At 62.3% G+C, this 21,208-nt stretch carries 20 protein-coding genes; 11 read left to right on the top strand and 9 right to left on the bottom strand.

Going from position 1 to position 21,208, the window contains the following annotated elements:
- Nucleotides 1–9: 9 nt before the first annotated feature.
- The 5 genes from mnmE to KY084_RS07455 are packed head-to-tail and all read left to right on the top strand — an operon-like array spanning nt 10 to nt 5,508.
- Nucleotides 10–1,293 carry a tRNA uridine-5-carboxymethylaminomethyl(34) synthesis GTPase MnmE gene (gene mnmE, locus KY084_RS07475; protein WP_219237914.1) on the top strand — a complete coding sequence of 428 codons (1,284 nt, stop codon included), beginning with the start codon at nt 10–12 and terminating at the stop codon, nt 1,291–1,293.
- Between the two features lie 57 nt (nt 1,294–1,350).
- Nucleotides 1,351–3,183 (top strand): tRNA uridine-5-carboxymethylaminomethyl(34) synthesis enzyme MnmG, encoded by a 1,833-nt coding sequence (gene mnmG / locus KY084_RS07470; RefSeq protein ID WP_219237827.1) that lies wholly within the window; start codon nt 1,351–1,353, stop codon nt 3,181–3,183.
- A complete protein-coding gene (gene rsmG / locus KY084_RS07465; protein ID WP_219237826.1) occupies nt 3,180–3,800 on the top strand; it encodes a 16S rRNA (guanine(527)-N(7))-methyltransferase RsmG in 621 nt (206 codons plus the stop codon). Before mnmG ends, rsmG begins: the two co-directional genes overlap by 4 nt.
- Nucleotides 3,797–4,576: a ParA family protein gene (locus tag KY084_RS07460; RefSeq protein ID WP_219237825.1), complete on the top strand. Its 780-nt coding sequence runs from the start codon at nt 3,797–3,799 to the stop codon at nt 4,574–4,576. The genes rsmG and KY084_RS07460 overlap by 4 nt, the downstream gene beginning before the upstream one ends.
- Nucleotides 4,573–5,508 (top strand): ParB/RepB/Spo0J family partition protein, encoded by a 936-nt coding sequence (locus KY084_RS07455; protein WP_219237824.1) that lies wholly within the window; start codon nt 4,573–4,575, stop codon nt 5,506–5,508. Before KY084_RS07460 ends, KY084_RS07455 begins: the two co-directional genes overlap by 4 nt.
- A gap of 17 nt (nt 5,509–5,525) precedes the next feature.
- On the opposite strand, the gene holA is transcribed toward KY084_RS07455, so the two are convergent.
- Genes holA through KY084_RS07435 form a run of 4 tightly spaced genes read right to left on the bottom strand, consistent with a single transcriptional unit; the run spans nt 5,526 to nt 9,989 of the window.
- Nucleotides 5,526–6,545 carry a DNA polymerase III subunit delta gene (gene holA, locus KY084_RS07450; RefSeq protein WP_219237823.1) on the bottom strand — a complete coding sequence of 340 codons (1,020 nt, stop codon included), beginning with the start codon at nt 6,543–6,545 and terminating at the stop codon, nt 5,526–5,528.
- On the bottom strand, nt 6,542–7,036 hold the full coding sequence (lptE, locus tag KY084_RS07445) for an LPS assembly lipoprotein LptE (protein ID WP_219237822.1): 495 nt from the start codon (nt 7,034–7,036) through the stop codon (nt 6,542–6,544). Before lptE ends, holA begins: the two co-directional genes overlap by 4 nt.
- Nucleotides 7,033–9,528, bottom strand: coding sequence for a leucine--tRNA ligase (gene leuS / locus KY084_RS07440; protein WP_219237821.1), 2,496 nt, complete (start codon nt 9,526–9,528; stop codon nt 7,033–7,035). Before leuS ends, lptE begins: the two co-directional genes overlap by 4 nt.
- Nucleotides 9,529–9,548: 20 nt before the next feature.
- Entirely contained in the window at nt 9,549–9,989 is a 441-nt protein-coding gene (locus KY084_RS07435) for a DUF3576 domain-containing protein (protein ID WP_219237820.1), read from the bottom strand.
- Between the two features lie 175 nt (nt 9,990–10,164).
- On the opposite strand from KY084_RS07435, the gene KY084_RS07430 reads away from it, so the two are divergent.
- Complete coding sequence (locus KY084_RS07430) at nt 10,165–10,878, top strand: porin (protein ID WP_219237819.1); 714 nt, start codon at nt 10,165–10,167, stop codon at nt 10,876–10,878.
- Here the strand turns inward: KY084_RS07430 and KY084_RS07425 are convergent.
- On the bottom strand, nt 10,851–11,408 hold the full coding sequence (locus KY084_RS07425) for a thiamine phosphate synthase (protein ID WP_219237818.1): 558 nt from the start codon (nt 11,406–11,408) through the stop codon (nt 10,851–10,853). The two genes, KY084_RS07430 and KY084_RS07425, sit on opposite strands and share 28 nt — an antisense overlap.
- Before the next feature lie 22 nt (nt 11,409–11,430).
- Here KY084_RS07425 and KY084_RS07420 point away from each other — a divergent pair, with 22 nt between their 5' ends.
- Nucleotides 11,431–12,099 (top strand): YggS family pyridoxal phosphate-dependent enzyme, encoded by a 669-nt coding sequence (locus KY084_RS07420; RefSeq protein WP_219237913.1) that lies wholly within the window; start codon nt 11,431–11,433, stop codon nt 12,097–12,099.
- Nucleotides 12,096–12,761, top strand: a complete 666-nt coding sequence (locus tag KY084_RS07415; RefSeq protein ID WP_219237817.1) for an HAD family hydrolase — start codon at nt 12,096–12,098, stop codon at nt 12,759–12,761. Before KY084_RS07420 ends, KY084_RS07415 begins: the two co-directional genes overlap by 4 nt.
- Nucleotides 12,762–12,829: 68 nt before the next feature.
- Here KY084_RS07415 and ribA read toward each other — a convergent pair whose 3' ends face one another.
- The 4 genes from ribA to KY084_RS07395 form a co-directional block, all read right to left on the bottom strand.
- Nucleotides 12,830–13,891, bottom strand: coding sequence for a GTP cyclohydrolase II (gene ribA / locus KY084_RS07410; RefSeq protein WP_219237816.1), 1,062 nt, complete (start codon nt 13,889–13,891; stop codon nt 12,830–12,832).
- The gene (locus KY084_RS07405) at nt 13,888–14,685 is read right to left on the bottom strand and encodes an exodeoxyribonuclease III (protein ID WP_219237815.1); all 798 of its coding nucleotides are present in this window, start codon (nt 14,683–14,685) and stop codon (nt 13,888–13,890) included. The genes ribA and KY084_RS07405 overlap by 4 nt, the downstream gene beginning before the upstream one ends.
- A gap of 213 nt (nt 14,686–14,898) precedes the next feature.
- Nucleotides 14,899–15,540, bottom strand: a complete 642-nt coding sequence (locus KY084_RS07400) for a LolA family protein (protein ID WP_219237814.1) — start codon at nt 15,538–15,540, stop codon at nt 14,899–14,901.
- Nucleotides 15,541–15,613: 73 nt separating this feature from the next.
- Nucleotides 15,614–17,920: an FtsK/SpoIIIE family DNA translocase gene (locus KY084_RS07395; RefSeq protein WP_219237813.1), complete on the bottom strand. Its 2,307-nt coding sequence runs from the start codon at nt 17,918–17,920 to the stop codon at nt 15,614–15,616.
- Nucleotides 17,921–18,037: 117 nt separating this feature from the next.
- Here KY084_RS07395 and KY084_RS07390 point away from each other — a divergent pair, with 117 nt between their 5' ends.
- The 3 genes from KY084_RS07390 (at nt 18,038) to KY084_RS07380 (ending at nt 21,201) form a co-directional block, all read left to right on the top strand.
- Nucleotides 18,038–19,255 (top strand): FAD-dependent monooxygenase, encoded by a 1,218-nt coding sequence (locus KY084_RS07390; protein ID WP_219237812.1) that lies wholly within the window; start codon nt 18,038–18,040, stop codon nt 19,253–19,255.
- A gap of 137 nt (nt 19,256–19,392) precedes the next feature.
- Nucleotides 19,393–20,187 (top strand): DUF72 domain-containing protein, encoded by a 795-nt coding sequence (locus KY084_RS07385; RefSeq protein WP_219237811.1) that lies wholly within the window; start codon nt 19,393–19,395, stop codon nt 20,185–20,187.
- A gap of 3 nt (nt 20,188–20,190) precedes the next feature.
- Nucleotides 20,191–21,201 (top strand): histone deacetylase family protein, encoded by a 1,011-nt coding sequence (locus KY084_RS07380; RefSeq protein ID WP_219237810.1) that lies wholly within the window; start codon nt 20,191–20,193, stop codon nt 21,199–21,201.
- Nucleotides 21,202–21,208: the final 7 nt, after the last annotated feature.

Genomic DNA, 21,208 nt, shown 5'->3' with positions numbered 1-21,208 from the left:
ATCAGCGTGATGGACACCATCTTCGCTCTTTCCAGCGGCGCGCCGCCCGCCGGGATCGCGGTCATGCGGATCAGCGGACCGAACGCATGCCGCGTTGCGAGCGAAATGGCCGGTTCGCTTCCCGCGGCACGACAGGCTTCGCTCCGGACGCTGCGATCGCAGGAGAGCGAGCTGCTCGACCGGGCCATGCTGCTCTGGTTCGCGGGCCCCGCCAGCGCGACCGGGCAGGACGTGGTTGAGTTCCATCTTCATGGCGGTCGGGCAGTGGTTGCCGCGGTAGAGGCGGCGCTTTCGTCGTTCGCAGATATTCGGCGCGCCGAACCAGGCGAGTTTACACGCCAAGCACTTCTCTCCGGAAAAATCGACCTTACCGAAGCCGAAGGACTTGCCGATCTCCTTGGCGCGGAAACCGAGACCGCCCGGCGCGCGGCGATGCAGACCAGCGGTGGATCGGTACGGCGGCTGATCGAGGAATGGACGACCCGCGTCCTCTTGCTCGCTGCCGAAGTGGAGGCGGAGCTAGACCATGGCGATGAGGGTGATGTTGCGGTCAATCTTGCCCATGGGCTTGCCAGGCGTTGCGCGACGCTGGCGGACGAAATGGATGTTACCCTGTCGCAGCCGGAAGTCGAACGCATCCGGGATGGTATTCATGTCGTTCTGGCTGGTCCGCCCAATGCCGGAAAGTCCACCTTACTTAACCGGATGGCCGATCGCGAGGTGGCGATCGTGTCACCGATTGCCGGCACCACGCGCGATCGTATCGAAGCGGCGGTTCAGCGCAACGGAATCGCCTATGTCCTTTCGGACACAGCGGGACTTGCTGACCAGACGGCGGACGTCATCGAACGGATCGGCATCGAACGGGCCAGGGCCGCGATGGCCGATTGCGATGTTATCGTCTGGCTGGACGACGCGCCCGTTCCTCAGGAATTGGCGGCTAAGGCCATCGCCGTGACCGCGCGATGCGATTTGCCCGATCGTATAGGAACACCGGAGCGCCTGTCGGTATCGGGAGCTTCCGGCGAAGGCATCGGGGCGCTGTGGGAACGGATCGAGCAACATGCCGATGCTTTGACTCCAAGGTTGGACGGCCCACTTCTTAATCGGCGCCAGCGCACGTTGCTGGGCACTGCATCGAGTGCAGTTAGGCATGCCGGCCTGCACACCGATGCATTGCTTCTGGCGGAGGAATTACGCACCGCACGCACAGCGCTCGACAGGATCAGCGGCCGTGCGGATGTTGAGGCGGTTCTTGATGGCGTTTTTTCCCGATTTTGCATCGGGAAATAGCTATAGTTCCACGTGGAACATTTTGACGGGGTCGCTGCATCGGCGTAGCGAACGGGCGTGACCAACAGCTATGATGTTCTTGTTGTCGGTGGTGGCCATGCCGGTACCGAGGCCGCTGCGGCGGCCGCGCGTCGTGGCGCGCGAACCGCACTCATTACCTTCGATAAAGCCAAAATCGGCGCAATGTCCTGCAATCCTGCAATTGGCGGGTTAGGGAAGGGACATCTTGTTCGTGAAGTTGACGCGTTTGATGGACTAATCGCTCGCGCTGCCGACTCGGCCGCCATTCATTATCGCATGCTCAATCGCAGCAAGGGGTCAGCGGTCTGGGGTCCGCGCATTCAAGCCGATCGGGCGCTTTACGCCGCTGCCATCCAGCGCATGATTGCCGCCGAACCAAATATCGATGTTATCGAAGGCGAAGCGAGTGCACTGCTCCTCGGCGCGCAAAACCATGTGCGCGGAATCATTCTGGCCGATGGCAGTGAAATTCTCTCCCCTGCGGTGATCCTCGCGACCGGAACCTTTCTTGGCGGACGAATTTTTCGCGGTGAGGAACGCGAGTGGGGCGGTCGCGTCGGGGAGCGCGCCGCCACCCGGCTGGGCGTACAACTTCGCGAAGCTGGTCTGCCAATGGCCCGACTTAAAACAGGCACGCCGCCCCGCCTTGACGGACGAACAATCGCGTGGGGCATGTTGCCCGAGCAACGATCGGATAATGACCCATGGAAGATGTCGCCACGAAGCGCGGGTCGTCGCAACCCGCAAATGTTTTGCGCGATAACGCGCACCAATTCCCTGGCACATGACATTATTCGAAAAGCGCTGCATCGGTCGCCGCTCTTTGGCGGCGATATTGCAGGTCAGGGACCACGTTATTGCCCCTCAATAGAAGATAAGATTCACCGGTTCGGCGACCGCGACGGCCATCAGGTTTTCCTGGAACCTGAGGGACTGAATACCCCATTGGTATATCCAAACGGAATTTCGACATCCCTGCCAACCGACGTTCAGGAAGCGATGGTGCGTAGCATGGCGGGGCTTGAGGCGGTGGACATCGTCACGCCGGGCTATGCCGTGGAATATGACCATATCGACCCGCGAGCATTGGAGGCGTCGCTCGATTTGCCCGCGATACCAGGTCTGTATTGCGCAGGACAGATTAACGGAACGACCGGATATGAAGAGGCTGCAGCGCAAGGGCTGATTGCGGGATTGAATGCTGCCGCGTCGGTATTGGGGTTGGAACCCTATATCGCCGATCGTTCGAACAGTTATTTGGGGGTAATGGTGGATGACCTTGTCACCCAGGGTATTACAGAACCATATCGCATGCTGACAGCGCGCGCTGAATTCCGCCTGCGGCTTCGCGCGAACAATGCATGGAGCCGTCTTGGTCCCGTTGCTTCACGTTTGGGTTGCCTCAGCAAGGCGAGCCTTAAATGGCTTGCTGAACGAGATTCCAAAAAGGGCGCAATCGAGCAACTGTTGGAGGCGCGCGTCTCCGCGGGGCACCTTCGTGGAAAGGGTGCCGAGGTACCAATCGACGTCGGGGCCAAGACGGCGCGCGAATGGCTGAGATTTCCGGCGGTCGATCCAATGATGCTCGGTTTGTCAGACGACGATATTTCGAGCGAGGCAATAGAGGATGCCCGCTACGCGCCCTATGTTGAACGGCAGCAGGCTGAGGTAACAGAACTTCGACAAAATGATTCGATCACGCTTTCGGCATCGCTCGATTTCGCCGCCATCCCCGGACTCTCTACAGAGATGATTGACCGGTTGCGCGCTTCCCGCCCGGCGACGCTGGGGCAGGCAAGCCGTGTTCGTGGAATTACGCCCGCTGCGCTCTCTGCAATTCTTTTGCACAGCAAAAAGACTGCAGTATGAAGGAGCCGGCGGCACGCCACTGGATTCGAGAACGCTTCGGTGTTTCACGTGAAACAACGCTCGAAAAATACGCCGATTTGCTGGTGGCCGAAAATGAACGGCAGAATCTGATCGCCAAATCGACGATTGCTTTTTTATGGAGCCGTCATTTTGTCGATAGTGCTCAACTTATCGCGCATGGGAAAGCGTGCAACGTTGAGAATGCCACTTGGATGGATATCGGAAGCGGGGCGGGGCTCCCCGGCCTGGTATTGGCTGTCCTTCAAAATAACCCGATTCTATTAGTCGAACCTCGTAAAAAGCGGGTCGAATTTCTAAGCAATGTCGTGAGCCTGTTAAAGCTCGATCATGTGAAGGTGGTACATCAACGCGTCGAAACTGTTCAACAATCTGCTGATGTCATCACTGCCCGCGCGGTGGCATCGCTCCCACAGTTGTTTGAGGATGCGCTACATTGCGCGCATAAAAGCACTTGCTGGGTATTACCCAAGGGAAAAAGCGCTGATGTTGAGGTGGAAGAGGCGCGCAAGACATGGCAGGGTGTGTTTCACGTGGAACACAGCATTACCGATCCGCAATCGCATATCGTGATCGCACGGGAGGTCCGGCCGAGATGATCTGCATTACTATTGCTAATCAAAAGGGTGGTGTGGGCAAAACCACAACCGCCATAAACGTCGGTACGGCCTTGGCTGCCACTGGAATGCGCGTATTGCTGCTCGATTTCGATCCGCAGGGAAATGCGTCAACCGGTCTGGGTATAAAGAGCACGGATCGTGAACTGTCCACCTATGACCTTCTCCTTGACGAGATAACGTTGCAAGATGCGGCAGTTGCGTCGCGGGTGCCCAGACTGGACGTTGTCCCCGCTACTGTCGATCTGTCGGGCGCGGAAATAGAACTGATCGATTATGAAGCGCGCACTCATCGCCTTACACAAGCAATTCAGCGTTCAGAAAATCATTGGGATGTGGTGCTGATCGACTGCCCTCCCTCCTTGGGTCTACTCACCATCAATGCGATGGTTGCCGCTGATGCGCTCTTGGTGCCGCTGCAATGCGAATTTTTTGCGCTTGAAGGGCTAAGCCAGCTTCTCACGACAGTTGAGCGGATACGGAGCCGTTTCAATCCAGGGCTGTCGATCCTAGGGGTCGTGCTAACCATGTACGATCGTCGCAATCGTCTTACCGACCAAGTATCTGATGATGTTCGCGCGGTGCTGGGCAAAGTCGTCTTCAACACCGTCATTCCACGTAATGTCCGGCTGTCAGAGGCACCGAGCCATGGCATGCCGGCGCTTATCTACGATCATCGGTGCCCCGGTTCGGAAGCGTATATCGCATTGGCGCGGGAAGTGATCGCGCGCCTTCCCAAATCAGCGGAGGCCGCATGAGCAACACCGATTCGAATTCGGCTTCCGCGCGTAAACCGCGGCAGGGGCTGGGCAGGGGGCTAAGCGCGCTCCTGGGCGACGCGGCGCGCGAAGAGCCGGTCACTGGCGAGGGGCAACAGGCGGCTGCAAGTGTGCGCTTGTTGCCAGTCACCGCGCTTACCCCACATCCCGGACAGCCGCGCCGCCATTTCGATGAACAGGCGATATCGGAACTTGCCAATTCAATTGCACAGCGCGGTGTCGTGCAACCGATCGTCGTCCGTCCGCATGGCAAGGATTATCAAATCGTCGCCGGCGAACGACGCTGGCGCGCGGCGCAGCGCGCGCGGCTGCACGAAGTACCGGTCATCGTTCGCGATCTTTCCGATGCGGAAACGCTGGAAATCGCGCTGGTCGAGAATATCCAGCGCCGCGATCTCAATGCGATTGAAGAGGCTGATGCCTATCGCAAGCTGATCGACGAATTTGGGCATACGCAGGAGGCGTTATCGCGTCTCGTCGGAAAATCGCGGAGCCACATCGCCAATCTCATGCGGTTGCTTGACCTGCCTGATGATGTCCAGGCGCTGGTGGTCGAAGAGCGTTTGTCGATGGGACATGCCCGCGCGCTTATCGGGTCGCCCGACCCCTCGACGCTTGCGCATAAGGTCGCTGAAGGCGAATTGTCGGTTCGAGAAACCGAAAAACTGGTGCGTGCAACGCGTCCGGGCACGGCTGCGCACGACGATCGCTCCGAGCGCAGGCGCGGCGACTTTTCGCGCGATGGCGGTACGAATGCCGATATCGCGGCGTTGGAACAACAGCTTGGCGATGTCTTGGGATTAAAGGTCCGGATCAGCCATTCGGACAAGGGCGGAACGTTGCAGCTCACCTATTCAACGCTCGATCAGCTCGATCTGGTGTGTCAGCGATTGAGCGGCGAGCTCATCTGACCCGCTGCTGCGGCGTGCTATCCACGCCGCGCAATGCTGTCAGCCAACCGCACGCCCAGATGACGAGTGACGATGTCGCCCGCGCTATCGCTCGACATCATTTGCCGTTCGCTTTGCCGCACGCGATCGATCGCTTGAACCAGCCGCGCCGAATCCCATCGGCGCAACGCGCGCGATGTGGCAGGCTTTTCCTTGAAAAAAATCCGATGCCGTTCGATCACATCAGCGATCGTGGCACCGCCATCGACTTCGGCGCGCAAAGCGGCAAGCGTGACCAGCTTCTTCGCGAGCTGGCGCAACAGCGGGACCGGGCCGGGTCCGTCATCCAGCGTACGCAGCGCATCGCCCACCGCCGCGCTGTCGCCATCGACGATCAGCGCGATCGTTTCGAACAGCTGCGCCTCTTCCCGGTCGGCGGCGATCGCTTCCAGCGCTGCAATATCCGCCTCGCGAGGACGATCGGACGCTGCATCCAGAAACAAAGCGAGTTTTTCGATCTCCCTCGCAAGAACCGCACGGTCGCCGCCGCACAGTTCCCAAAGCCGACCCGGCGCATCGCCGGTCAGGCGCACGCCGGTGTCGCGCGCCATCGTTGCGGCCAATCGCGCCGCTTCCGCGCCTTCAGGGACGTAACAGGCGAGGCTGATCGCGTTGCTCGCGGTCACCGCCAGCTTTACCGTCCTGCCGCTGCCCTTCAGACCCGGCGCGATTATCACTACCGGATTCGCCATAGGCTGGGCGGCACTGGTGAGCAGTTTGACCGCTTCGAAGCACTCCTCGCCCGCCGCCGAAATGCGGATAAGCCGCCGGTCGCCGAACAGTGACAACGCCGCCGCCTCGTCGATCAGCCGCCCCGGTTCGCTCCGCAACGCCGCAGGTTCTATGTCGACGCGTTCCAGCCCATCGCCCATCGCCGCTGCCAGCCGAGCGGCATAGCCATGCGCACCCGCTTCGTCGGGACCATGGAACAGATACAAGCGAATATCGGGATCGGGCCGGTCCAGATGCCGCTGAATAGATCCGGCATTGGTCTTCACTGGGCAGGCGCCTCACGCGCATAAACGGCAAGCTGGCCGACGATCTTGTCCGCGACGATGCCGGTCAGGCGTTCCAGCGCGGTCTGTTCGGCCGCGATCGTGGCATATTCCGAACCGACCACGTCGATTCCCGCATCGGAGCCAGCGGTCGCATCGACCACCACCGTGCCGCTGCTGCTTTCGATCAGCTGATAGCGCGCGCGCAGCGTGCGCCGTTCGCGCGACACCGAATCGTCGCGCCGTACGCCCAGACCGGTGATCGAATCGTCCAGTGTCACTTCCAGTCGATAACGGCTTGCCGTGCCGTCAGGGGCCAGTCGATCACGAAGGGCATTCGCCATCAACCACCCGTCGCGCCCCTTGATCGGGGCGACTTCTATCGATGACAGCGTGCTTGCCACCGCGCCTTGGCTGCCACCACTATATAGCGGCTGAAGCCCGCATCCGCCCAGCGTCACGGACAGTAGCGCAAGGACGGCCAGCCGCCTCATGCCACGACGTTCACCAGGCGATCGGGCACGACAATCACCTTTCTCGGCGGCTTGCCTTCCAGCATGCGCACGATCTTTTCCGATGCCAGTGCCGCCGCTTCGACATCGTCCTTCGCCGCGCCCTTCGCCATGAGCAGCGTATCGCGCAGCTTGCCGTTCACCTGCACCGCGATGGTGACTTCGTCCTCGACGAGCATGGCAGTGTCAATCTCCGGCCAGGTAGCATCGGCGACCAATCCGTCCTCGCCCACTTTCGCCCAGGCTTCCTCGGCAATATGCGGCGCCATCGGCGCGACGACGCGGATCAGGGTACGGATCGCATCGCCGCGCGCAGCGGACGGCTTTGCCTTCTCGATCGCGTTGACCAGTTCGTACAGCTTCGCGACCGCCTTGTTGAACGACAGCCGCTCGATATCCTGGGCGACGCCCGCAATCGTCTGGTGCAGCTTGCGGGTGAGCGCCTTGTCCTCGCCCTCGGCCGGTTCCAGCCCGTCGAAAAGCCGCCACAAGCGCTGAACGAAGCGCCAGGCGCCCTCGATTCCTGCTTCCGACCATTCCAGATCGCGCTCAGGCGGTGAATCGGACAGCATGAACCACCGCACCGCATCCGCGCCATATTGTTCGACGATCGGGCCGGGGTCGACGGTGTTCTTCTTCGATTTCGACATCTTCTCGACGCGACCCGTCGTAATCGGCTGCCCGGTCGCGATTTCGACCCCGTCGCGAATATCCTGCGGCGAAAGCCATTTGCCCTCGGCCGATTTATAGGTTTCGTGGGTCACCATGCCTTGGGTGAACAATCCGGCGAACGGTTCGGCGATATCCAGCTGGCCCATGTGGCGCAGCGCGCGGGTCCAAAACCTAGCATAGAGCAAATGAAGGATCGCATGTTCTACGCCGCCGATATATTGTTTTACCGGAAGCCATTGTTCAGCAACTTTCTTATTAAAAGGCGCATCGCTTGGCTGGCTGGCAAAACGGACGAAATACCAGGACGAATCGACAAAGGTATCCAGCGTATCGGTTTCACGGCGCGCTGGTTTGCCGCATTTTGGACATGCGACATGCTTCCATGTCGGATGACGGTCGAGCGGGTTTCCAGGCACGTCGAAACTGACATCTTCGGGAAGCGTCACGGGCAGCTGATCGCGCGGCACGGGCACCGGCCCGCACGATTCGCAATGGATGATCGGGATCGGCGTGCCCCAATAGCGCTGCCGCGAGACACCCCAGTCGCGAAGCCGCCACACGGTAGTGCCTTTGCCCCAGCCTTCGCCCTCGGCGCGGTTGATAACCGCCTTTTTCGCCTCGGCGATTTCCATCCCGTCGAGGAATTGCGAATTCACCAGCTTGCCGGGGCCGGTATAGGCTTCGTCCCCTGCGAATTCGGGAGCGTCGGTGTTGCCGTCGCTTACCACCCGCTTTACCGGCAGATCATATTTGCGCGCGAAATCCAGATCGCGCTGATCGTGCGCGGGCACGCCGAACACCGCACCGACGCCATAGTCCATCAGCACGAAATTGGCGATATAGACGGGCAGCGACCATTCCGGATCGAACGGATGCGTCGCGGTCAGGCCGGTATTATAGCCGAGCTTTTCCTGCGTCTCGATCTCCGCGGCGCTCGTCCCGCCCGCGCGGCACCTTTCAGAGAACGCGGCAATCTCCGGATTGCCTTCAGCCAGCTTGAGCGCCAGCGGATGGTCCGCCGCGATCGCGACGAAACTCGCTCCGAAAATGGTGTCGGGCCGGGTGGTGAAAACCTCCACCGCGCCGCCGTCGCTTACCGTAAAGCGGAATTGCAGCCCCTGGCTTTTGCCGATCCAGTTTTCCTGCATCAGCTTGACCTTGTCGGGCCAGTCTTTCAATTCGCCCAGCCCGTCGAGCAGTTCATCGGCGAAATCGGTGATTTTCAGGAACCATTGCGAAAGCTTGCGCCGTTCCACGGTCGCGCCCGATCGCCATCCCTTGCCGTCGATCACCTGTTCGTTGGCCAGAACGGTCATGTCGACCGGGTCCCAATTGACCGCCGATTCCTTGCGATAGACCAGCCCTGCCTCGACCATGTCCAGGAAAAGTGCCTGTTCCTGCCCGTAATATTCGGGGTCGCAGGTCGCGAGTTCGCGGGTCCAGTCCAGCCCGAACCCGATCCGCTTCAACTGCGCGCGCATCGTATCGATATTCTGGTACGTCCATGCGCCGGGATGAACGCCCTTTTCCATCGCGGCGTTTTCCGCAGGCATGCCGAACGCGTCCCACCCCATCGGGTGAAGCACCTCCATGCCCTTCATCCGGCGGAACCGGGCGAGCACGTCGCCCATCGTATAGTTGCGGACATGGCCCATATGGATTTTCCCCGATGGATAGGGAAACATCTCAAGCACATAGGATTTGGGACGCGGGCTATCGTCCTTCGCGGCGAAGGTACGGCGCTCTTCCCAGATCGCCTGCCATGCCGCGTCCGCTTTCAGCGCGTTGAAACGCGACGCCATGAATCAAAAAACTCCTGTAATCAGCCGCCGGTGATGGCGGCGCGGCGCAGGTCGCGCGCCCGGGTCAGGATGATGCTTTCCAGCTTCTGTACCGTGGCCGCCTGAACCGGTGCCTCGACCCACTGGGTGCCCTGACGGACCTGACGCAGCGCCGCGACTCGCACCGCGTCGGCGCGCAGGTCCTGATCGAGGATCGACACCGTGACCTTCATCCGTTCATCGGGCGTCCTGGGATTGACGTACCAGTCGGTAACGATGACGCCGCCGTTCGAATCGGTCTGCACCAGCGGCATGAAGCTGAGCGTATCGAGCGAGGCGCGCCACAAATAGCTGTTCACGCCGATCGTCGTGACGTTGGACGCGGCAATATCTGCCTGCGGGCGATCTTTTCCTCCGCCACACGCCGACAGCGTCAGCGCGATCGAACCCAGGAGGACAGCGGGAGCCAGGCGGCGGATCATCGGCACTTTCCTTGAACGATACATATAACTGCGCATCTATAGAAGGTCATGCCGCTGCCGCAAGCGTTCCGCACCTGTGGAAAAGCTGCAACACGCCGGAAGGAAAAGACTCGCATGCTGTGGAACCGCAGGCGTGGTTCATGGTAGAGGTCTGCGACAGGGTGAGAAAAAGAAAATGAAGACGCAGGGATGGATCGCGGGAATCGGCTTGGGGGCGCTATGCGCCGCCGGGATTGCGGTCGCGCCTGCGATTGGCGCGCAACAGGAACTGGTTTCGCATTCGGCACAGCCTGATTCGCGCTTTGGCAGCTTCACCCCCGCTTCGGCCGATCCCAAACTCGCCGCGTCGCTTGCCCGTAGTGGTATCGATCCCAGCGATTTCCGGTTCACGCCCACTGAATCGCGCGCCGATTCGGATCGTTCGGTTACGGTTGCCGTCCGTGCGCGGACCAGCCGCGGCTCGACTGAACCGGTGAAGCGGACCGCCGCTTCGTCACAGGATTCGCTCACCCTCGCGCCGATCGCCTATAATCTGGGCGTTTCGGTGGGCTGGAAACGGTTCGCCGTTACCGGCGATGTGTCGAAACTCGACCTGCCCGGTCAGCCGGGAAGCCATCAAAGCGCCGAAGTCGGCGTCAGCTATCGCGGCGACAAATTCACCGGCCGCGTGCAGGCAGCGAACGAAAAGCCGCTGCCCAACCAGCCACAGGCGCTTACCGACAATCCCAGTTATTCGATCGATGTCGGCGGGTCCTATTCGATCGCGCGCAATCTCGATCTGACGGCGGGGGTGCGTTACAAGTCCGAACAGAATCGCCTGCCGCGACTGGATGAGGATAACCGCCGCGACAGCCAGGCGGTTTATGTCGGAACCGCCTTCCGCTTCTGATCCGCCCACCAGCGAATCGCCGACCAGCCGTAAAATCCGCCTGAACGCAGTCGCCTGGCGTGTGCTGGCGTCATACCGCCCAGCGCGATCGCCGGAATTGTCGTCGCCCGCGCCAGCGCCATGGCGCGCAGTGGCCCCAGCACCCTTGCACCGGGATGGCTGGCCGTGGGAAAAATTGGCGATACGAAGATCAGGTCGGCGCCCGCGCGCCGTGCGCGTGCCAGTTCGCGGGCGCTATGCACCGCGCGGCTGGCGATCGCGCCGTGCGGGGCGCGGGCATTGTGCACGCCATCTTCGCCGCGTCCCAGCGGGGTATCGCCGGCGCGCAACAGCAAAAGCCCGCGTCGCCGCGCGAATCGCGATATTTGCGCAAACAGCGCGCGGCGTTGGCAAACTGGAAGCGAATAGTGCCGAAACACCACCCCGCTTCCGCGCGGGAGCGCGGCGAGCGCGGTCCAAAGCGAATCGCCCAGCCGCTCATCAGTCATCAACCAGGTGCGCGGCAAGCGTGCGGGGTGGCGGTATCGCATGGCTGTGCCTATAGCGGCGCGGATGCCCAGTGACGATGCTTCCCGCAGGCTGGCCGACGTTCGCGAATCGATCGCGAAAGCCGCCAGAGCCGCGAACCGTTCCCCCGACTCGGTGACGCTGGTCGCCGTATCGAAAACCCATAACGCACCCGCGATTCAGCCGTTGATCGCGGCCGGGCAGCGGGTGTTCGGCGAAAACCGGGTTCAGGAAGCACAGGGAAAATGGCCGGCGCTGCGCGACGCGACGCCGGGAATCGAACTCCATCTTGTGGGACAGCTGCAATCGAACAAGGCGGATGACGCCGTCGCGCTGTTCGATGCGATTCACTCGCTCGACCGGCCCTCGCTCGTCACCGCACTCGCCCGGGCAATGGACAAGGCAGGCCGTCGCCCCGCCTGCTTCGTTCAGGTTAATATCGGCGATGAGCCGCAAAAGGGCGGATGCGCGATCGGTTCGCTGCCTGCATTGGTGAAGGAAGCGCGCGCCGCCGATTTGCCGCTGGCCGGGCTGATGTGCGTTCCACCGCTCGATCTGGAACCCGCGCCGTATTTCGCGCTGCTCGCCCGGCTGGCGCGCGATTGCGGCCTCAATGGCCTCAGCATGGGAATGTCGTCCGATTATCCCACCGCGGTGACGCTGGGCGCGACGCATGTCCGCGTCGGCACCGCGCTGTTCGGGACGCGGCCATGAAGTTCGCCGGGATCATCTTCGATTTCGACGGGGTGCTGCTTGAAAGCGAACATCTCGGCACGATTCAGCTTGCCGACTATCTCACGTCGCTGGGGCATCCGACCAGCCCCGCCGACTCAATGGCCAATTTCATGGGATTGAACGGAACCCAGTTCATCGACGCGATCGAACGCTGGATCGGCGAATCCCTGCCGGACGATTTCGCCGAATCGCGCGCCGCCGACAAGCAGCAGGCGATGGCGCAAGGGGTGGACGCGGTCGCCGGGGCGGTCGCTTTTGTCCGTGCGCTGCCCGCCGATCTGCCGCGCGCCATCGCTTCGTCGAGCAGCAAGCAATGGATTCGCGCGCATCTCGACCATCTCGGCCTGCGCGATTCGTTCGAACCGATGATCTTTTCGGGCGTGGAGGATGTCGAACGCGGCAAACCCGCCCCCGATGTCTATTGCCACGCCGCTGCGGCGCTGGGGCAGGATATTGGCAACATGGTGATCCTCGAAGATTCACCGGTGGGGGTGAAGGGTGCCGTGGCGTCAGGCGCGCACGTCATTGGCCTGTGCGCCGGATTGCACTGCGCCGCTGACCACGGCGATCGTCTGAAGGCGCTGGGCGTCGATGCTGTTGCCAGCGATTTTGACGAGGTGCGCTGCCTGCTCGACATATGAACAAGCGGTCGCGAGCAACTTTCTTTCACGATTTTCGCGAAAAGTGCGAAGTTAGCGCGAAAACCGTCCTAAAGCTGGTGGCCCGTGCGGTCGCGCTTCGTCGCCAGATAGCGTTCGTTGTGCGGATTGGCGGGCAATTGGTGCGCGATCCGTTCGATGACGTCTATCCCGTGCGCGCGCAGGGTATCGACCTTGGCCGGGTTGTTCGTCAGCAGGCGAATCGAGCGCTGGCCGAGCAGTTCCAGCATCCGTGCCGCGATTCCGAAATCGCGCGCATCGACGGCAAAGCCAAGCCGCGTATTGGCGTCGACCGTATCGAAACCCTGATCCTGCAGCGAATAGGCGCGCAGCTTGTTGATCAGGCCGATCCCGCGTCCTTCCTGCCGCAGATATAACAGGATGCCCCAGCCGCTGCCCGCGATGCGTTCAATCGCAGCATTCAGCTGCGGCCCGCAATCGCATTTCAGGCTGCCCAGCACATCACCGGTCAGGCATTCGCTGTGCAGCCGCACCAGCGGCGGCGACCCGTCGGGCGTGCCGATCGTCAGTGCGACATGTTCGTCGCCACCGGCGCCGCGAAACGCCACGACTTCGGCATGTTCCGCGCCCGCCACCGGCAGGCGCGCGCGCACTGCGATGGTCAGCCGCCCGGGCGCTTCCAGCGCGTCGATATCGGCTGGTGCGAAATCGGGCGTCCCGCCCGGCCGCACAAAAAAAGCAGGCAGCAGCCCCGCAATCCGCGCAAGGTTCAACAGCGCAGCGCCCAGCGCGGGTTCGCTGACCGGTTCTGCGCGAAACGGGCCTTTGAGCGGCGTCTCAAGGTCAAGTCGCGGATCGGCGAGCGCGGTTCCCATGGCGAAATCCAGCCAGGGCGACCGCGCAACCTGTACCGGGCCCTCCGGCGTCGCGGCCGCCGCCTGATTGGCAAGTTTCAGCGTAGCCGCGCGCCCCGCCGACAGCAGCAGCGGAGCATGGGCCTGCGGATCGAAAAGTTCGAATCCGGCCGGGTCGCCGGTTTCGATGGCATAGGCGCAAAGCGCCGCGCCATCATCGCCGATCGTCACCGGCCATCCGCGGCGAAACGCATCGACCGCGCGGGCGGCCGCACGCGGATCGGCGCTGCCGGTCATAGTGCGAACTCGGTCATGATCGGGACATGATCGGACGGTTTCAGCCAGCTTCGGCAATCCTCGAACACCGTGTGGCTGCGCGCGGCGGGGGCGAGCGTCGGACTGGCCCACATATGGTCGAGCCGCCGGCCGCGATCGGACGCCGCCCAGTCCTTCGCCCGGTAGCTCCACCAAGTGTAGAGCCGCCCGGGTTCGGGCACGAAGTGGCGGCCAAGGTCGACCCAGTCGTTCGCCGCCTTCAGCCGGTTCAGCATCTCCACCTCGATCGGGGTGTGGCTGACGACCTTCAGCAACTGTTTGTGGCTCCAGACATCGCTTTCAAGCGGCGCTACGTTGAAGTCACCGACCAGCAGCACGCGCTCGTCGTTCAGCCCCTTCGACCATTCGGTCATTCTTCCCAGAAAATCGAGTTTTTGTCCGAATTTTGGGTTCTGCTCGCGGTCGGGAATATCACCGCCCGCGGGGACATAGACATTTTCGAGTCGCAGCCCGTTTTCCAGCCGCACTCCGACATGGCGCGCTTCGCCATTGGCCTGCCAGTCGAGCCGATCATCCTCCTGCAATGGAACGCGGCTGAGGATCGCAACGCCATGATGCATGCGCTGCCCGTGCAGAACGATGTGGGAATAGCCGAGCGCTTCGAATGCCGCGCGAGGAAAGGCGGTATCCATCACCTTCGTTTCCTGCAGGCACAATATGTCGGGGCGCACTTCGTTCAGGAAGCGCTCGACGATGTCGATGCGGAAACGGACGGAATTGATGTTCCACGAAACGATGGTCAGGCTGTCAGTCATGCCCGCGCGATGTAGTCGGCGATTGGCCCGCGCGCTACCCGAACGTGAAAAGGCCCCCGTTCCGGGGGCATGGAACGGGGGCCGACCTGGCGTTCGTCACGCAGGCAGGAGGTGAAGCGTCACCAGGCAACAGGGGGAAAAATCCCGGATCACCCCACCTCCGCAATCGCGCTTCTACGCGCTGTAACCTGTCGCCAAAATGAACGGCCTCGTTCAGCCGGGCCTGCCGGGCTTTCTTGGATCGTTGAACCGGAATGTATTTTTCGAAACCGGCACGTTGAACTTCTGATTGTCGAGCCGGACGGTGGTGCGATTATTCTGCGAATCGAGCGCTACCCAGCCTTGCAGCATCAACCCGCCGGGGGCGGACGCCTGTTTGGCAAAGATCAGCGTTATACGGCCATATTCGGGATGTTTGGGATCATAGGCCTCGACACTGACGATGCGCGGATCGGCGCTGTGAACGATCCGGGCATATTTCGATGCGTCGCGGCTGGGGTCGAGCAGGATCGACAGCGGCGAATCCTTCACTGGCCAGCGCGATACCTGCTTCACCGAATAGTCGATGAAATACAGCGAGGTTCCGTCTCCGACCACCAGGATGGGCACGCCCTTTTCGTACTGGAAACGAATTTTGCCGGGTTTCTGCAAGGTCAGCTTGCCGGTCAGCACCTTACCCGCACGATCGGTTTGCGAAAACGACGCGGTCATCGAATCGACCTTGGCGAGATGCTCCTGCACCGCTTTCAACTCGTTCGACGCCGGCGCTGCGATGGCGGGCGCGGCGGCGGGAATCGCGAAGGGTAGCGCGACCGCCAGCGAGGCAATTGCGAAAAGGCTTCGTCTCACGAACATATCTCTCCTGAACATGGATGCTGAAATAGCAGGCCGGGTTGAACGCGTCGTGAACTTTCCGGTTGCGTATCGTTCAGGCGAGCGGGCGGCCTTCCTCGTCCATCAGCACTTCGCGGCGGCCGACATGATCGGGGCGCGATACCAGATTTTCGCCCTCCATCCGCTCGATCAGGCGGGCAGCGGAGTTGTACCCGATTCGCATCTGACGCTGCAGCCAGCTGGTCGACGCCTTCTGGCTTTGTGCGACCAGCTGGATCGCCTGACGGAACTGCCGATCCTCCGGGCTGTCGTCGCCGGGCGCGCCGTCCAGCGCAAAGGATCCTTCCTCCGGTTCTTCGGTAACGGCGGAGATATAATCGGGCTGTCCCTGCGCGCGCCAGAAATCGGCGATCGCCTGAACCTCTTCATCGGTGACGAAGGGGCCGTGCACACGGGCAAGCTGCTTGCCGCCGGGCATATAGAGCATGTCGCCCTTACCCAGAAGTTGTTCGGCACCCTGTTCGCCAAGAATGGTACGCGAATCGATCTTGCTGGTGACGTGGAAACTGATTCGCGTCGGCAGGTTCGCCTTGATGACGCCCGTAATGACGTCGACCGAGGGGCGCTGCGTCGCCATGATCAGGTGGATACCCGCCGCGCGCGCCTTTTGCGCCAGCCGCTGGATCAGGAATTCGACTTCCTTGCCCGCCTGCATCATCAGATCGGCAAGTTCGTCGACGATGATGACGATCTGCGGCATCGCCGATAGGTCGAGTTCTTCCTCCTCGTAAATCGGCTTGCCGGTATCCGAATCATATCCGGTCTGCACCCGGCGACCCAGCTTCTGTCCCTTGGCCTTGGCGGCGCGCACCTTTTCATTGAAGCTCGCCAGGCTGCGCACGTTGAGCGAGGCCATCATGCGATAGCGCTCCTCCATCTGCTCTACCGCCCATTTCAGCGCCCGAACCGCTTTCGGCGGGTCGGTGACCACATCGGCGAGGAGGTGGGGAATATCCTTGTACATGCTGAGTTCCAGCATCTTCGGATCGATCATGATCATCCGGCACTGGTCGGGCGTCAGGCGATAGAGCAGCGAAAGGATCATGCAGTTGAGGCCGACCGACTTGCCCGACCCGGTCGTCCCGGCAACCAGCAAGTGCGGCATGGGGGCAAGGTCGGCGATCACCGCATCGCCCGCGATATTCTTGCCCAGCACCAGCGGAAGCTGCGCCCCCTGTTCCTCGAACGCCTGGCTGCCGATCAGTTCGTGCAGGTTCACCGTCTCGCGCTTGGCGTTGGGAAGTTCGATGCCGATGACGCTGCGCCCCGGGATTGTCGCCACGCGTGCCGACATCGCCGACATGTTGCGCGCGATGTCGTCGGCAAGCTGGATCACCCTGCTCGCCTTGATCCCGCTCGCCGGTTCCAGTTCGTACATGGTGACGACGGGGCCGGGGCGCACCTCGACGATCGATCCTTTCACGTTGAAATCATCGAGCACCGATTCGAGCAGGCGTGCATTGCGCTGCAACGCCGCCTTGTCGATCTTGGTCCCGCTGTCCGCCGGGGCGGGGGTCAGCAGGTTGAGCGGCGGCAGATCGAAATTGTCGCGCAGGTCGAGCGATGTCTGGGTGGGTTTGGGCTTTGCCGCAGAAGGTGCAACCGCGCGATCGGCGATGACCGGGGCGGGGCGGTTTTCTGGCACGGCGACCTTGCGCGGGGCGGGGGCGGCGGCAGGTTCGCGAACGGCGAAATTTTCCTCGTCATCCAGATCGGCCTGCGCGCTGGTTGGTCGCCGGGGCAGGCTGGGCATCCGCATTCGTCCGCGCGGCAGGGCGATCGTCAGGCTGCGCCCCCACACGATGATACCGATCAGCCCGGTGATGAGCGCCAGCCCCCGCACAACCCACAGCGCGATTTGCGCATCGCCGATGAACGCCGTTGCCCAGCGGACGATTCCCGACAGCGCCAGCCCGATCAGCCCGCCATAACCGCCGGGCAGCGCGAGCACCGCCTGTGCCGAAACCAGCGAGAGCGCGACCGAGATCAGCACTACCCCGATCAGGCAGTTGCGAATCATCGCGCGCCACGGCCCCACCGCCACATCGCGCCACAACCGGGCGGAGAATATCAACCCCAGCGGCAGGATGAGCGCGACCGGCAGGCCGAACAGCGCGAACGAAAGGTCCGCGACAACCGCGCCGGGATTGCCCAGCCAGTTCTTCGCCGGTCCCGCCGCGGCGGTGTTGAGCGACGGGTCGCCCGAATGATAGCTGGCCAGCGCGGCGGCAAGCGCAAGCGTCGCCAGCACCAGCGCGATCGCGCCGATCATCGCGCCGCTGCGCAGCGCGCCGGCCTTCATGGTGTCGCGCCACAGCGCTGGGCTCGCATTGGTGGCCATGCCCATAATCCCCGGATTTCAGCGAATTCGATCTATGGTTAAATCATCGCGCCTGGCGACTTTCCCGTCAAGTCGCGGCATTGGCAGCAACGACGCGCTGGGGTAAGGCCCTGGATCATGGAACGGGCTGATATTCTCATCCTCGGCGGCGGCCTTGTCGGCAGCGCGCTGGGCGCTGCGCTTAATGCGCACGGCATTACCTCGATCATTGTCGACACGGCCGATCCGGACGTGATCCTTGCCGCCGAACATGACGGCCGCGCTTCGGCGATCGCCAGCGCACCGCACCGGATGCTGGAAGCGATCGGCGTGGCCGCGCGACTGGGCGATGCAGGATGCGCGATCCGGTCGATCCGGGTCAGCGACGGGTTGGAACCCGGCAAGCTCGATTTCGATGTGGCGCGCGATGAAGATGCACTCGGCACGATGTACGAAAACCGCATCCTGCGCCGCGCGCTGCATGAATCGGCGAAGGCGGCGGACAAGGTCGATCTGCGCATGAAGACCCGCGCGGTTTCGGTTACCCGCGATGCGCATGGCGTGACCGCCGAACTGTCCGACGGAACCACGGTTCATGCATCGCTGCTGGTGGGGGCGGAGGGGCGCAATTCACCGACCCGCGACGCCGCGTTGCTGCGCGTGGCGCGCTGGCAATATGACCATGCCGCGATCGTGACCGGATTCCACCACGAACATCCCCACAACAATGTCGCGTTCGAGATTTTCTATCCCGAAGGCCCGTTCGCACTGCTTCCGCTCAACGACGACGAACATGGCCATCGTTCGGCGGTGGTGTGGACCGTGCGCCGCGATCAGGCGGCCGGTATGATGAAAGTGTCCGAACGCGGCGTGTTGGCCGAAGCGATGAAGAAAACCGGCGGATTTCTTGGCGAATTGTCGCGGCTTGCTCCGCGCTCCACCTATCCGCTCGGCTTTCACCACGCGGCGAAGATCACGTCCGACCGGCTGGCGCTGGTCGGCGATGCGGCGCACGGCATTCATCCGATCGCGGGGCAGGGGGTCAATGTCGGTTTTCGCGACGTGGCCGCGCTGGTCGAGGTGCTGGTCGAGGGCAAGCGGCTGGGGCTCGACCTTGGCGATGCGCAGTTGATGGCGCGCTACGAACGCTGGCGCAGCCTGGATACGTTCATGGTCTCGCTCGCTACCGACGGGCTGACGCGATTGTTCGGGTTACCCGGCAAGACTGCGGGACGCGTGCGCCGCTTCGGGCTGAACGCGGTCGACCGGCTGCCGATGCTGAAGGATGCATTCATGGCGGAGGCGCGCGGTGAATCGGGCGACGTACCGCGATTGCTGCAAGGATCGACGGTCTGAACGCAGCGCGTTGCGCTGGCCACGCAAAGCGCCCTGTGGACGGGCCGAATTTTTGAAAATTGGCCGTGGCGGCGTTTTGGTGGCGTCGCCATGCGGTGCGCGGCCAAACGCGTTTTTTCGCGGTCAGGGGATGGGCGATGAGCAGACGGGATATCAGGGTCGGCATCGGCGGCTGGACCTATGCGCCGTGGCGCGGCACATTTTACCCCGATACGCTGACGCAGAAGCGTGAACTGGAATATGCCAGCCGCGCGGTTACCGCTATCGAAATCAACGCGACCTATCATCGGCTGCAAAAACCGGCGAGTTTCGCCAACTGGGCGAAAGTCGTGCCGGACAACTTCGTGTTCGCGGTAAAGGCGTCGCGCTATGTCACCAACCGAAAGGTGCTGGCCGAAGCGGGCGAATCGATCCAGACCTTTCTGAATCAGGGATTGAGCGAGCTTGGCGGCAAGCTGGGGCCGATCCTGTGGCAATTCATGGCGACAAAACGGTTCGACCGCGACGATTTCGGCGCCTTTCTGAAACTGCTTCCGGAAAAACAGGACGGGCTGACACTTCGCCATGCTGTTCAGGTGCGCAACGACAGCTTCCATACCCCCGATTTCGTTGCGATGTGCCGGAACGCGGGCGTGGCAATCGTCTATGCCGACTCGGCCGACTATCCTGCGATCGCCGATGTCACGTCCGACTTCGTCTATGCCCGGCTCGAAAATGCGCAGGAACGCTATGCGGCGGGGTATGCGCCTGCCACGCTCGATGCATGGGCGGCGCATGCGAAAAGCTGGGCCGACGGGCATCAGCCGCGCGGTCTGCCCACCTTCGGTGAAGGCGATCATGGCGTGCGCCCGCGCGATACCTTTGTTTTCATGATCAACGGGTTCAAGGAAAAGGCGCCCGCGGCGGCGCAAGCATTGCTGGAGCGGCTGTAACCGATGCGAATCTTTCATCATCCCGATCAGGCGCTGCACCGGCCGGAGCGTGAACTGCACAATGGCGGCTTCGTCGCCTATGCGGAGGATGCGCGACGGATCGAATCGATTCTGGCAGTGCTCGGCGAACCCGAAATGCCCGACGATCGTGGCGAAGGGCCGATCCGCGCAGTGCACGATGGGGATTATGTCGATTTCCTGAAAAGCGCCTATGCGCGGTGGAAGGCGGCAGGGCGCGACGGCGATGCGTTCGGCTATGCCTGGCCGGTGGTCGGGCGCAGGCCGCTCACCCTCAACCGGATCGACGGCGATCTTGGCCGCTACAGCTTCGATGCTGCCAGCCCCATTTCGCAGGGGACATGGGAGGCCGCCTATGCCACGGCGCAAACCGCGATTGGCGCGTGCGATGCGGTGCTGCGCGGGGAAGGCGCGGCATTCGCGCTGTGTCGTCCACCCGGCCATCATGCCGGGCACGACTATCTGGGCGGTTATTGCTACCTCAATGCTGCGGCAATTGCTGCGCAGCATGCGCGCGACAATGGCGTCGCGCGAGTGGCGATCCTCGACATTGATTATCACCATGGTAACGGGACGCAGGATATCTTCTATACGCGCGGCGACGTCTTTTACGCGTCGCTTCACGCCGATCCGGCGACTGACTTTCCCTTCTATTGGGGACATGCCGATGAAACCGGCGAGGGCGCGGGGCAGGGAGCGACGCTCAACCTGCCGCTGGCGCGCGGGACGACGCTGGCGGCGTTTCGCAGCGCGCAGGCAAAGGCGCTCGATGCCATCGCGGCGTTCGATCCCGGCATGCTGATCGTCAGCCTGGGCGTGGATACATGGGACGGCGACCCGATCTCGCAATTCGCGATCCGCACGCAGGATTATCGTGCGCTCGCCGCCGATATCGCGGCGCGGGGCTGGCCCACCGCCATTTTGATGGAGGGCGGCTATGCGATCGAAGCGCTGGGCGCCAATGTCGAAAGTTTCCTGTCGGGCTTTCCCGGCTAACCGATCA

The sequence above is a fragment of the Stakelama flava genome, assembly GCF_019351405.1.
Classification (GTDB): domain Bacteria; phylum Pseudomonadota; class Alphaproteobacteria; order Sphingomonadales; family Sphingomonadaceae; genus Sphingomonas; species Sphingomonas flava_A.
Note: the sequence above shows the minus strand (reverse complement) of the source record. Positions and strands in the feature narration are given on the sequence as shown.